Source organism: Chitinivibrionales bacterium, assembly GCA_014728215.1.
In the GTDB taxonomy this organism is placed as follows: domain Bacteria; phylum Fibrobacterota; class Chitinivibrionia; order Chitinivibrionales; family WJKA01; genus WJKA01.
The window spans coordinates 39198-53747 of the sequence record WJLZ01000084.1 but is presented as its reverse complement, the minus strand read 5'-3'; the positions used below and the strand labels follow the sequence as shown (position 1 = coordinate 53747).

7 protein-coding genes are annotated in these 14550 nt (G+C 45.8%); 4 read left to right on the top strand and 3 right to left on the bottom strand.

Annotation, left to right across the window (positions count from 1 at the left end; translation table 11 throughout):
* Positions 1-195 precede the first annotated feature (195 nt).
* Both GF401_06240 and GF401_06235 read left to right on the top strand, forming a co-directional pair.
* Positions 196-3618 (top strand): hypothetical protein, encoded by a 3423-nt coding sequence (locus tag GF401_06240; protein ID MBD3344643.1) that lies wholly within the window; start codon positions 196-198, stop codon positions 3616-3618.
* Positions 3619-3715: 97 nt separating this feature from the next.
* The gene (locus GF401_06235) at positions 3716-6061 is read left to right on the top strand and encodes a VWA domain-containing protein (GenBank protein ID MBD3344642.1); all 2346 of its coding nucleotides are present in this window, start codon (positions 3716-3718) and stop codon (positions 6059-6061) included.
* A 94-nt stretch (positions 6062-6155) separates the two neighbouring features.
* Here the strand turns inward: GF401_06235 and GF401_06230 are convergent, their stop codons facing one another.
* The 3 genes from GF401_06230 to GF401_06220 all read right to left on the bottom strand — a co-directional run bounded on the left by GF401_06230 (position 6156) and on the right by GF401_06220 (position 10060).
* A complete protein-coding gene (locus GF401_06230; protein MBD3344641.1) occupies positions 6156-8279 on the bottom strand; it encodes a hypothetical protein in 2124 nt (707 codons plus the stop codon).
* Between the two features lie 317 nt (positions 8280-8596).
* A complete protein-coding gene (locus GF401_06225) occupies positions 8597-9676 on the bottom strand; it encodes a sugar kinase (GenBank protein MBD3344640.1) in 1080 nt (359 codons plus the stop codon).
* 96 nt (positions 9677-9772) lie between these two features.
* A complete protein-coding gene (locus tag GF401_06220; GenBank protein ID MBD3344639.1) occupies positions 9773-10060 on the bottom strand; it encodes a DNA mismatch repair protein MutS in 288 nt (95 codons plus the stop codon).
* 265 nt (positions 10061-10325) lie between these two features.
* Here GF401_06220 and GF401_06215 point away from each other — a divergent pair, with 265 nt between their 5' ends.
* Complete coding sequence (locus GF401_06215; protein MBD3344638.1) at positions 10326-11846, top strand: hypothetical protein; 1521 nt, start codon at positions 10326-10328, stop codon at positions 11844-11846.
* Between the two features lie 80 nt (positions 11847-11926).
* Positions 11927-14473 carry a hypothetical protein gene (locus GF401_06210; protein ID MBD3344637.1) on the top strand — a complete coding sequence of 849 codons (2547 nt, stop codon included), beginning with the start codon at positions 11927-11929 and terminating at the stop codon, positions 14471-14473.
* Positions 14474-14550: the final 77 nt, after the last annotated feature.

The following is a 14550-nucleotide window of genomic DNA, read 5'->3' as shown; positions in this document are numbered from 1 at the left end:
ACAAAAGCTTTATCAGAGGCATGATGGGGCCGTTTTTTTGAACAATTTGAACAATTTACACGACTATTCTTGTGAAAATTAATTTTTAGGGGCTTATTCGCTTTCTTGCCGGTGCTGAAAATTGCTTTGTTTTTTTTGTGATTGAATTTATATTGTATAAATAAATTAAGTTTGCTGGAAGGAGATTCTGAAATTATGAAGTTATTCAGAAATGGCTCAAAATACACGAACAAACAGGGTTTAAGCGCTTATTTAATCCTGTTTATTCTCTTAACTCTTATGTCTTTTTCAGCAAGAGCGCAACAGCGATGTAACCTGATTTCCGATACCACCCAGTGTATCGATCCTGTTGGAATTGATGGGCAGACTATTACAGTGCCGTCATCGGTTACCAGAATTCCGGCAGATGGATTGGTCCTCTGCCCCAGGATCTCAATGGACACCCTTGCTGCCGATGTCGTATTTATTCTTGATCAGTCAGGAAGTATGCAGTCACTGGCAGTCTCGGTTCAGGGTGGTGATTCGGTATTCTGCCATGCTGATTGTAACGGAGAATTAGGGACTACAACAATAACTTATAACGGCAGTCCAACCGAAATCGATGTCTGCAGTGGTTGTCCCCATGGCAGAATATCCGGCGATCCCTATGGTCAAAGGGCAAATGTAATAAAGACTGCTATTGACAGGATGGCAGAGCTGAACGATTCGTCAGCCGCCGGATTTATTGAGCATGGACAGCAGCTCGGACCTAATAATGTTCTTCTAAGGCAACTGAACGATCAATCGAATATTGATCTGCTTAAAGATAACATCGATATCAAGTTTTTGTCAGAAACCTCCTACAGTATTCCCCTTACCGAAGCAAAGAAATGGTTGAATAATCCGAATGTACGGTATAATGAAAAATCGATGATTATCATGGTTTCCGACGGCAAGCCCGGAGAAATTGATGAGCAGTGGCTTAATGTTGTATTCGATCAATCGTTTCCGCCTCCCTATGGTGGTACCATGCCCCCGGTTTACGGCATCTTTCTGGGAGACCCTGATTATAATGACTATGAAGATTACCGTTCTCTTGCACTTTTGTCCGATACAACAGGCGGCGAGTTTTTTATTGTTCCGCCCGAGAATGTCGACAGCCTGAACAGAGTTATGGATGAGATCCTCATTAATCAGCTTACGCAGAAAAGCATTGATGTAACGATCAGAAATGAAACGAATGGACAGGAAAGTAAAAGTGTTAGAGGCCGGAGCACATTTAAAAACAACAAAATGTATCTCGGTCTTGACAGTATCGTTGCTCTTGAAGAAGGCACTAATGAAATTTATCTGAAAATTGAATATTTAGACGGGACCAGCGATGAAGCCAATTTTACTATTGATGTTTCCGGCTCCGATCCTCCTTCATCATCTTTTCTGGAAACCGAGTGTCTGGATACATCACTACTTTCTATTCTGGACATTGATGAAAACGTGGTCTCCAGCCTTGATGAAAAAGACGATAGTTTCTATGTGCAACTCAAAACACCACCATTACTTTCCAAGTATAAGCCTTCCCTTGTTACTCAACAAAAGGATGATCGTGAAAACTTGACACTTGACACTGCTTCGGATGCCTTTGGTACTGATGGTCAAAGGATTATTCTTCAACAGAAGTTGGCGCTGAGCTTTCCTACCGCCGACCCTACAAATAATAACCTGAAGCTGGAGAGTAATACATCCGATAGTTTGATCGCTACCTGGAGCTATCCCCGTGACCCCCGCGATGTGGCACGGGTGGCAATTCCCATATCAAAAGTATTATTTGCCCCCGATTCAGCGTTTATTTACGACAGTGATGTCGATGGACGGGGAGATTCAATCGTAATATTTTATAATCGTCCCATTCCGGAAGCTTTTCCTGTTGATTATGCGTACTGGAACCAGGAGGGTGATGATTATAAAAAAGAGAATCCCACAGCCGAATTTATCGGTAGTAACGATTCGATAGTAGCCTATACGTTTACCGATCAATTCGACGCTAACCTGACAGGCATTTCTTCAACTGGAAATGAACCCTATGCCCATGTTTCGCCCTCTTCATCGGAATATAGCCTTGCTCCGGGCAAAAGTACGGTTGATATTCAGGACAGAATCAAACCTGTTCCGGTAAACGCAACATTGCGCACATCACCGGCTGCAGGCAGCTATCCCGATACCCTTGTCCTTGTCGTTTCAGAACCCCTTGAGAGTACCGGTGACGAACCCTGGAAACAGCTTTTAAAACATAACACCGAAGACAATTACGGTTCATCGCAGACCCTGAGTACTGTTTCCCGAATATCCGTGAGCAGTGACGGTTTGACCTACAGGCTGGCCGTTCCTAAAGACGCCGACCTGAGTGCAGTGGATTACCTGTTTCTCAACAACAGTGGTCCTTATACCGATAAACCCGGCAATGTACCGGCTGAAAAAAGTGTCCGTCTGAAGGTAAACACCTATATCTATTTCGCCCTGGAATCGGATCCAAGTACGCCTGTTGATGAAGTAATATGGCCCAATGAATCATCATTTGTTGCCGTGATCGTATCGGAGGCCCAAACCGATGAAATTACGCTAAATATCGAGATTCCCAATGAAGGCGGCGATAAGGGGGAGTTTACGGCCACAAGGGAAAGCGGTTCACAATTCACTGTTACCATCCCTTTCAAATTTGTCGGCAGCAAAGAGATTGATCAATCTAATCAGGTTGCCGAAGCAGCGATTTTCGATATAACCGGCGGAAACGAGGCGACACTGGAGGCTGCAGTTTCGGTGGAAATCAACAGCGATCGAACCGACAGTGCATCATCAGAACTCACCTTGCGTTACGATCCGGGGCCTTCAGTTACCAGAGTACTTTATTTTCCCGGCAATGAGCCCCTGGCCTCTACTACAAATCCCGATCTCATGATTGTTAAGTTCAATGAAGATGTCAAGTGGCCCCAGGGAACCGAAGATACTCCGATCGACAGTGTTTTTACTATTCGTAAACCTGATGGGACGACAATTGATATGTCGGAGCTGACTCTTACCCGTCCATCTTCGGATGACTCATCCGGATATGCCTATATAACGGTCCCCTTTAGGCTCATCAACACCCTGAAAATCGATCCCGGTGAAGATTCTCTGTCACTGATAAAGGGTACTCCCTTTGTTATCGATAACAGCGATCATCTGCCTCCGGGGAATGTTGTTTTGATTCAATGGGGAGTGGATCTGAAACCGGTGCCTGCCGTCAAGAGTCCTTTTTCACCAACAGCAGAACTTCCCGAAGGGGTGACGACGTTTCTGGAAAATAATCCGGACTCTCGGGTGAAACAGGCAAAGACCGGCACTTTTATTCAGGTGATTTCTAAGAAACTCCTTACCGATGAGTCGTATGTTACGATCTATGATGCGGTTGGTAATATCGTCATTGAGAATCTGGCAATTGCCCGTTATGAGAAAGGTGATAAAGACAAGTATTATACGGCCTGGACCGGCATTAATAGAAACGGCAGAATCGTGGGCAGCGGAACCTATGTTGCCTATATCTTTCTTAAAGATATCGACGGAGATACCGAAACCGTTAAACAATTGATAGCCGTTACCCGGTAACCGGATAAATGAGGCCGACCGGTCTTATATTGGTGTTTTTGGCATTGCCTGCGGCAAAAAAGGCGTACCCGCAGGCTTTTACCTTCTGGAGGAATTAATGAGACTATTTCAAAAAGTCGTTTTTTGCATTTTTTCGGCGACTCTACTCTTACACCTGAATGCCGCCGACAGTACCTGTTTTCTGCGAATCGATGCCTGCAATCTGAGCAATATCGATGGAAAAACTATTGAGGTACCGCTTGAGATTAGCGAAATATCTCGTGATGTTAAAGCGTGTCTTCCCGAAATCGTTTTTCAGAGTTCCTTTCAGGATACGGCATCAATATTTTTTGTTATCGATGAATCGGGCAGTATGGCGCAAAATGATCCTAATGGTGCGCGATATGAGATAACCAAACAATTTCTCGAACAGATGTATCAAACCTATCCCTATGTCCGGGTCGGTGTTGCAGTATTTACCGACAGACTGGAGTGGGATTTCCGGGATGATCCCGGTATCCTGTCGAAAATCGGCAATTATGAATATAACGATGCCTATATTCCTCTGATTCCGCTCGATTCAGTATTATCAAATAATAAAAACGGCCTCGAAAACATAAAAGAGTGGCTTGCTACCGATACCGCCTATTATCCTGGAGGGGACATCGTTACACTCGCTACAAAAACGACACGTCCCGAGGAACGCTCATCGGGTGCGGGTGTTGTCGGGACTGATATAAGCCTCGGCTTTGAAGCTGCAAAAGACGCTTTCAAAAATTCTCCCACTGATCCCCGCCGGCAGTATATTGTTTTTCTTTCCGACGGTGATGCCGGGTATGTAAATGATGAACGACTGGATAGTCGGGATGATTACAGATTCGGAGAAAATGTACCAACTACTTATACCTATTATTTATGTAAAGACTGCTCGGAACCCCATGCGAATCTTGTTGCAATGACCGAGCATATTAAAACCAACGGTTATTCAGCAACAAATGAAAAAAGCAGTATTTCTCCGGTCAATAATCCCGACACCGACCTGCTCGGAAAATTGCAGAATATTGTTGTAGAAAATCCCATATCGGCAACGGTAACCCCCTCGGGCGGTACCCTTACAGGACAACAATCATCAGCGGAAACGGATACAAGCTTTGTCTTTCCCCAGGCTGTTCCATTGTCCGGTTCCGGTGTCGATGTGTCGGTCAGTCTTACCTGGGATTATTCCTATTCCCAGAGCGGTGCTCCTGATGATGGCGATACTACAATATCCGCCTCCTTTACGGTCAGGCAAAGCTCAGATATCAGTTTGCAGGAGTTCGATCCCATAAGTGGTCTTCTGTATGAATGTATTAAGCTTAGTGCCGTACAGCCGGCCTATTTTGATACTGACGGTGATGGTTATATCAATGAGATCAGAGTTCATCTTGGTGAAAATATTGCAAGCGATGAACTCGATTCTCTGCAAAAAAGAATAACCGACAGTGACCTTCCTGCCCATCGCTACATGAGCGTGGATACAATCAAACCGTTGCGGAATGATCCAAAAGCCTTTGTTATAGTGGTAACACAGGATACAACAAAAGCAACCATTAATACCACGGTCGATTCGGACAAAGATACGCTCCACATAGATAAGTACCTTATCAAGCCTTCCTACGAAAACTTTGTTCCCGGCGGCACTTATGCAATTGCCGACAGCATGGCGCCGGTACTGGTTTCCGCGGTTTATAAACCTTTTTCGCAGGAGAAGGAGAATGTACTGGAGGTTGTTTTTTCCGAACCTTTGGATGAAATTACCGACACCGTTCCCTTCAAATTCAGTCAGGATGAAAATGTATCGTATTTGATGGTCGTAGAAAGTGTTGTTGAAGCAAAGGGGAAAAATCATTCCTTTCGAATCAGCAGAATAAAACCTGATTTGGGGACGGAAGAAGTATTTCCTAAAAACGGAGATCTGGTTTGGATATATCCTGATAAGGTGGGGGACGGAAATAATACCCAGAAAGAAACAAGCCGAAAAGTAAAACTTGCTGTAAGATACCCCGATTATGAATATAAAATCGGTGCTATTCCATTATCACCGGATATTGACGATTCATTAAGAAGCTTTCCCGGCCACGGACGGGTAAAAGGTGGGGCCATGATAATAATACAGTCCGATGTTTCGACTGGTGACACGGCAAGCGTTCGATATCTTGCTGACTTATCGGTGGATATCTACGATCCTATAGGTAATCATATCGCCCGGGGGGAATATTTCCCTCAATCTGAACAGGAGGGTGATAACATCAATATAAAGATTTCGCAGGAAGGTTCTAATTTCTTTATCTGGTGGAATGGCCGCAACAAAAATAACCGGGCTGTTGCCAGCGGAACCTACCTGGCATTTTCTGCTTTAACCATAGAAAAAGACGGCGAAAAATCTGTGTCGCGAGATAAAATAAAGGTTGCTGTTAAAAGATGACCGGACTCAACAAGCATTTTAAGCGCTTTGTTTGAATACCGTTCGGGCTTTTTTTGCGCCTATAACAACAACCTTTTCTTTATGAGCCATCCACTTATTCATTCCAGACTTTGATATCTTCAATATAAAACTGAATATTGTTAAATTCGACTTTATCGCTTTTCTTTTTACCCAAAAGAGCATTGGCTGCAGGCGCCTGATGAGAATAGATGTGCCTGGATGGGTCTGATTCCCATGCCCCAAGGATGGTAATGGTCTGAATTTCACCGCCGTTTTCGACAGGTTTGAGGACCACTTTAGCACCGATACTGACTGCCGATGTATCGACCGATTCCGGAACAATAAGCTTGGACATGCTGATTTGATCGTGCAGTGTTTTTGCTCGTGAAGAGAGCATTTCCTGTCGCATGCGGGCAGCTTTATATTCAAAATTTTCCCGAAGGTCTCCGAGTTCTTTTGCTTTACGAAGCTGTTCGGTATTTTCGGGAATTTCGACTTTTGTAAGATGTTCGAATTCCTTCCGCTTTCTATCCAGCGCTTCGGCGGTGGTATAGAAATATTCTTCCTTTTCTTCCTCGGAATCCGGAAACATCCGGTTGATTTCGCTTCGCAGGTCTTCTTTACGATAGCTCTCAAGAGAACCGGACCGGTCGATCAGTGAGAGAAAATTTATGGCCTGTTCTTTATCAAAGTTTCGTATAGCCTTATCCACAACATTGCCGGGATCAAAAAGTTTTCGCAACGACGCGTGATAAGATTTGAATGATGGGTTATTTATCACTCCCACCAGTTTTTGCGCAAAGGTATAGTCCAGCCTTCTATTCAACTCGGGCCGGGTCAAAATATTCCGGCATATCCAGAGATAAAAGCCGGACGCCGATTCGGGGTCCGAAACAGCACTGGAAAGGAGTGTTTCAAGTTCTTTGGTATTTAACAGGGATTCGTAAAGCAGGGTGACAATCTGATTATCGGTTTCGGTGCGTAACAGACGGATAAATATATCCGCACAGTCTTCTCTGATATCTTTCACTGCCGCAACTGCATTTTTTCGCAGGGTGCGGTCCTTAATTTTAGTGATAAGCGCGGGGGCGTCTTTTCGGGCGATAAACTCACCGATTGATTCGGTTTCAGGACGGTTTTTTGCTGCTTTGTCGATAGCAAGAATCGTTTCAAAGGCAAGTGCCGGTTTTGATTCCTTAATCGCGGCGGCGGTAGTGGCCAGGTTGTCCAGCATCGTCGACACAAGCTCTTCCGATCGGTCGGAATGCTTCTGCAACAGATCCAGTTTCTCCCGGGGAGATGCCTTTGCAAATTCTTCACCTATCTGTTTGTCGGCATCGGCCGCCGAATCGCTCCAGGAAACAATGGGTTTAGTTCCTGAACTGATAGTCAGTTGTGGATTCTTACGAGCTTTGCTCCACCATGATGACCATTCTTTTGGAGTAATTATCTGCGAAAGATGTTCTTTTATTTCAGAGACTTTCAGAGGACGATCCACGCTGGTAAAAAGCTTTTTAATAAGCTCATCGGGATTTTCCTTGGCAAGGGTCTGAAGGGCGGGAAGATTTTCGAGTTTTTCGAGCAGGATATGTCCTTTGGGAAGAAACTCGAGGAGCCGCTCGGCTTCCGTAATCCGGAGTGAAAGAAGTTCACTCTTGTTTTCCTGAAATTCAACCCGCACAACATTGAGCCGGGGTTTAATTTCCTTTATCCGTCCCACTCCCCTTTGGGGAAGGTACACTCCCTGACCGGTGCCGAAGCGAAGCCAGGTTTCAAGAAGATGGAGGGCCTGAAAAGGATCGCGGCTGTTTTCGATATCGCAATGATTGACAAGGAGTTCGTAATCGGGGCTGTCGCCGTAGGCTTTTTGAATATGCTCCATAAGTCCGGCACGTGCCAGAGTATTCTCGGGCCAGAACGTAAGGACACTCGAGAAGAGTTCATATTCAAGCTCGGTTTTCTCTTTTTCTCTGATTGTATCGACCAGGAGTTGAAGCAGCATTTCCGCCCGTACTTCGCCTTTCCTCCGGATCAGTGCGCGAAGGATCGGGAGAATGTAGTCCAGATCCTCAGGCTTGCTTTCTATTTTGTTCATGACACGATCTTCAACTTCATCCATCTTTGAAGAATCGAAAAGGGTTTTAATTTCAGGATCGATGTTTGTGTGTGACAGTGATGCCTGGATTTTTTCAATGTCGGGGATAATCGTTTTTTGCATTTTTTTCCTGCCGTTGAATTAATATGCGAAAAAATATTGGGGTTGAGCGGATGACTCGGTGGTTTACCGGTATTTCACAAAGAGATACCGATGCCTGAGCATCTGTATCAATAATATGTTTTAAAAATAATGAAAGGAAAGGACATCATGCAGAATGAGGTCGAGTCTTCGGTGATAACTCGGAGTGATATCGACTCGCCGGTCTGTCAGCAGAACTCCAGTCATTGGTGATAATCGCAAATAATTCCTCCAAAACTTCTTTCTATTGGCTGTTTAATTAAAATAGAAAAATGTTTCGACAGAACAAAGCTATTTTTTTATCTTTTAACCCGCGCATTCCCCTGCCAGATGCTCCACACCTGATCTTCATCGGAAGGCTGACCATAGTCGGTGAGCATGGTTGTTGCCAGTGCGCCGGTTGCCCAGCCGAACTGGACCCATTTTTCCGATTCCCATCCTTTGAGGACAGCATACAGCATACCGCCGACAAAACCGTCACCACCACCGATACGATCAAGAACGGTAATCTGACGGGGTTCCACAATATGCCAGTTGTCACCTTCCCGCATGATAGCGCCCCATAGATGAGCGTTGGTGTTGACTACTTCACGAAGGGTAGTGGCGAAAACTGATGCAGCGGGGTAGGCTTTTTTCACCCGGTCGATCATGCCTTTGAAACCGTCAATTTTCGCTCCAAGCCCCTGCCCGCCGGCTTCAGGACCTTCCACACCCAGGCAGAGCTGAAAATCTTCTTCATTGCCGACAAGAATGTCCGAAATACTTGCAATTTCATGGAAAATATCACGAAGCTCTTTTCCCCGGTTTTTCCAGAACGATGCGCGGTAATTAAGGTCAAAGGAGATCCGGGTACCATGCTTTTTTGCAGCTCTGGCAAGCTCAAGACAGAATGTTCCGGTATCGGGCGACAGAGCACCGATTAAACCCGAAAGGTGGATAATTTGAACTCCCTCGTTGCCGAAAATTCTTTCGAGATCGAAATCTTTGACATTTAATGTGCGACCAACTTCACCGGCCCGGTCATTATGCACGCGAGGACCACGGGAGCCGTATCCACTGTCGGCGATATTGAACTGGTGACGGTGTCCCCAGGGATCGCCCTGATCAACATCCTTGCCTTCATAGTCCATATGACGGCTTGCGAGGTTGTCTTTGATAAAACGGGCAATCGGACTGTCTTTAACAAAGGTGGTGAGTACTTTAACCGGAAGGTCGAGATAGGATGAAACACTGGCCACATTGGTTTCGGCGCTGGTGGCCTGCATCATAAAATTTGTACTGCCATAGACCGGCTGGCCATTGACCGGGGTGATTCGGACGCCCATGCTGGTTGGAACAAGCAGAGCGTATTTGCAGTCCTGTTTGAGATCGATTTTCATTGGTGACTCCCTTCATTGGATTTATTGAATATGCTTATTTCGGTGCTGATGCTTGTTGCTATTGAAAATAATGAATATTAAGGGATATATAAAAGTTCAAAAGGAGGATTTTTTCGAAAGCTCCACAACTGTGGCACCCCAGCCACCGAATTGTTCAGGCGCGGGATAGAAGAATACCACCTCAGGCAACCGCCGCAAAACAGCATGGACCTTCTCACGGAGGATGCCTTTACCTTTGCCATGGATGATATAGATTTCAAAAATTCCCTTTTTCCTGCATTCGTTGAGGTAGTCGGGAATGAGCCTTTTAACATCCCGGGGGCGAAAGGTATGGAGGTCTAAAATGCCGTTGATCGGTAACCGTATGGGATCATTTTCTTTCATAGATAAAAACGTTTTTCTGCCTCGGGAAAGTAATGTTCAAATTGTTATGCTTTCGGCTAAATCAAATGGAACTTTTTCTCCAAACAAAATATGGGAAAAAATGGCGGAATATGCATAATTTGGTTATATTAAATTATTAGATAAGTATATATTAAGTATATATTATGAGAACAGCGATTATAGCACGGAGGTGTTGTTTTCGATATGCTCCTCATAAAAAAAACGATAAGCTTTGACTGATAAAAGCGCTTCTTAAGGGGGTTTTATGAAACGGTATAGCGGCAAGAAATCTTTTACGCATTTAAAATGGCTGTTTTTTGCCTTGTTTACTCTGAACAGTTGTCTTTTTGGACTCAGCGGTATTGCCGTCTCAGATTTTACCGGTGAATTCCACGGTATTGATGTTCATTTTATTGAGAATAATGAGTGGCAAGATTCACTTTTCCTGATCGCAGGTCCGGATCGTCTTCAGTCGCGATTTCCTCAGATAAACTCACATGGTACCCATTGTGCATTTCTTCACAAGGAAAGCGACGGCTGGTATGTTTGTGTAACCAGGATAGGCGGAGTCAATAAAACTATCAAAAAACTGACAAAGCTTCCCGACAACGGTGATGTAGGTGACGGCAAGATATGGTCGCCGATTCTGGAATGGCCAAGAGGGGAGTGGATCTGGTACACTACCGAGAAGTTCAATCAGCATATATGGCGGGTCAATGTACATACGGGTGATGCGCAGCATATAGTTGACATGAGTGAGACGTCGAACCAGATGCAGCTTTGTGCCGACACGAAACTCATGATGGGTTCTTATGGTGATAATGTGACAATGTTTCGCATGCCCGACGCCGATAGTCTCGTCGCTGCCGGAGGAAATCCGGTGACCCTGTCCAGTGATCTGAGCAAGAAATGGAATGAAGGTGGCAATCTTGTCAGTACCGGGGGATGCGGTATCGGTATTTCTCCTTCGAGAATGTTTTATCTTGCCAACAATAACGGGTGGCATACGCGTGTAGGAATCAACAGAATCGATACGATAACATTTGAAACTCTTGAGTATCCCGGGGCCGGTGATGATGGGAATGTCGACTGGACCCTCTGGGATTCATGGGCGGTGGATACATCCCTTAAAAATCCGATTTACGATGAGGATAATCATGTTTACCGTGATGTATACCAATCGACTGGTACGGGCAATTCAACACTTGGTGGATGGTCGGCTAATTCCGATTACTGGACTTGTACATTCACCGGTTGGGCGCCGCAGGGGAGAGACATGGAGAACGGTTCTAATCTGTTAACGTTCAACTGGATCAGGGAAGAGTCCATGAACCTGACCCGTCATCCCTGTGAATACGATACGATCAATAATCCCGATGGGGATGTCGCTGTTGTCTGGCACGGTGATTTTTTTGTTACCGATCCTGTTGAAGACATTGCATCCGGGTATATCGATGACTATAATAATGCTGCATCATTCCATATAGAGGGCACCGATACTGAGATTATTGATCGGGTAGCGGTTCATCTGCCCCGGCCCCGTCGAACAGCTCGCCCGGGATTCGGGATTAGCCCGGATATTGGTGGCGGTCGGATCTCAATTCCTCTGGAAGGAAAGGGGATAAAAACGGTCAAAGTATTCGATTGCAGCGGCAAACTGATATTCAAGCATTCAACTTCCGAGTCATATATTACTATACCCGAATCGGTATTTTCATCCGGGATAAATGTCATTCGAATTGTATCCGTGAAGGAGAGCCGGTCGGGAAAAGTGATTCGTATGTAAAACATCCTGGTGTTCAGTATGTTCGGCAGAGTAAATCAGCAGCAAAGGGATTTTACTAATTTTTAACCTATGGGGGGGGTATGCGTACTCTTATTGCATTACTTTTCGCTGCATCTGCAGCAATGGCCGTAACCTATTATGTTTCACCGACCGGTGACGACAACAGCGACGGTTCCGAGGGGAGCCCTTTTAAAACACTTCACCATGCCCGTGATGCCTTACGGAATGTAAGCGGTGAATCGAAAACCGTTATCATTAAGGATGGCGATTATTTTCTTGACGAGCCGCTTCGGTTTGATGAAAATGACGCCGGGACCGAGCAGAATCCGGTTCTCTGGAAAGGAGAGGATGGTACGTTTCCGACTATCTATGGTGGGCAACGGATCACCGGATGGGAGAAGGTGAGTGGAGATATTTACAAAGCTCATGTTGGAAGTACCGATTGGCAGTTCTGGACCCTTTCCGAAAACGGTAAGCGGTCTCAGCCGGCCCGTCACCCGAATATCATGGGAGAAAGTAATGTCGGTGACCAACGGGGAAATTATAAGGTCCTGGACGGCGCCTATAATGCAACCCGGAGAGGAAACGACATCTACTATAATGAGGGTGATTTTCCGGACAACTGGGACTACAGTAATGCCCGGGCCTCTTCTTCGCCGGGATGGTTTACCGATGCCCGTGAAATAACGAATGTTGATTTTTCTACCCGGTGTATCACCATGGAGCCCAATTGGAACCCGTCCGGTAATTACTGGGTCGAAGGCTCGAAAGATTTTATCGATCAACCGGGTGAATGGGCCCTTGATGGTGACGGCTATGTCTGGTACTGGCCCAAAAAGCTGCCCGTCGAAAATCAGGTGATTGTCGGGGGAAAGGTTTTACGGATTATCGAGTTTATGGGAAGTTCTCCTTCGAACCCAACGAAGTATATTACCGTTGAAGGTGTTACATTGTCAACAACCGACGGTCCCGATACGGTGTATTCGAGTAAAACCTCACCTGCAAATCCCGGTGATGAAGACCACGAGAACAATTGTGAAAACGACTGCATGCGCCATGGTATTGTACAGTTCGAAAATGCCGAGCATTGTGCGATAAGGTACAGTAAGCTCTGGAACGGCGGGACCATGGGTGTGGTGTTTAACTATCACTCTCAATACAACGAAATGTATGGGTGCTGGCTTGAGGGGGTCAATTATTTCGGCGTTTACCTGGGCTCCTATTGCTGCACATCCGGCCCTTGGGATTTTATCAATCATCACAACGAAGTGGTGAACAATTATATCCACGATTACGGTAAGCTCCAATCGGGATGTGCCGGCGTTCACATGTATCAGAGTGGTGAAAATGAAATCAGTTATAATGAGATTCGCGGATGCGGCCGTTACGGGATGTCGATTAAGGGACAGCGCCTTGCCGGCATTCCTGCGCTGGCAGGCAATGATTCGCTCTATCTGCTTTCCCGCAAGAATAACATGCATCATAACGATATCTCTCATGTCATTCATTCGACGGCGGATGTTGGAGCGTATGAACAGTGGTGGCCGGGATACGGCAACAAGCTGTATAATTGCGTGTTCCACGATTTGTACCACATCTTCTGTCCCAGCCGGAACAAGGAAGGCGGTCAGGACGGTTTTGACTGCGACCTTTCCTACCGGAATTGTGTGTATCATGACGCCGGGTTTACAACAGAAACCTATAATATCGCCGCCTATAACTGCATCGATGTGATGAACTGGTGGATGGAAGGTGATTTTGGTAACCAACCCTATCCATTTACCCGATCGGAAGCCAAACGTATTGCAGCCGGTCAGGGATTCGATATCGACGATATCGGTGTGAAGGATGATTTTCCCTGGGAGACCCCGGGGCAGCTTCATAAAGATTATGAATTGCCCCAGGAAATGGTAAGTGATCCCGATCTCTTCGACCGGATCGGTCCTTCTTATGCCGACGGCGCCGGATTGAAAGCGGAATATTTTTCAAGCAGCAGTCTCAGCGGTTCACCCTCCGAAACAAAAACCGAACCCTATCTCGGGATCAACTGGACATCGGATAAAAATGTCAGGCTTACCGGTTCGATAATTCCTCTGTACACAAGCGCCTACCGGTTCGACGGCCAGGTCCGCGGTACCGTCAAGGTATGGGTTGACGGCCAGTTGCTGGTTGATGGAACAGGAAGTGGTTCCGATTATGTTGTGACCGGCGAAACCATATCGCTTGAAGCAGGGGTGCCTTATTCGATTAAAGTCGAGTTTTCGGGCGGTGACGCTCTCGGTGTGGACTGGTGGTGCCCTGAAATGCCTCTGCATGTCATTCCGCAACATCAACTCTATCCGGTGGAGCCCGGAAATGTGGGAGCGGAGAAAATAATCGAAACAATGTCATTGGCACGGCCGACATTCGTTCATAAAGGAAACGAATTTGTTATTTCTATTCCCGAAAGAAAAGGTGCGCATATTGTGAAGCTTATGCGACCGGATGGATCGGTTGTCACCTTGAAAAAGGGAACAAAGAAGGCGACGTATAATCTTTCAACCAAAGACTATGCATCGGGTGTTTACCTGATTTCAATCGAAACAGCAAAGCACAGGACTGTTCATAAGGTCCTGTTAAACCGATAATATTTCTGCGAGCCTTTTTGGGGGAAGTCCGGCTTGAAGCCGGACTTCCAGGCTCAACAAAAATTAGCAGCAAAGGG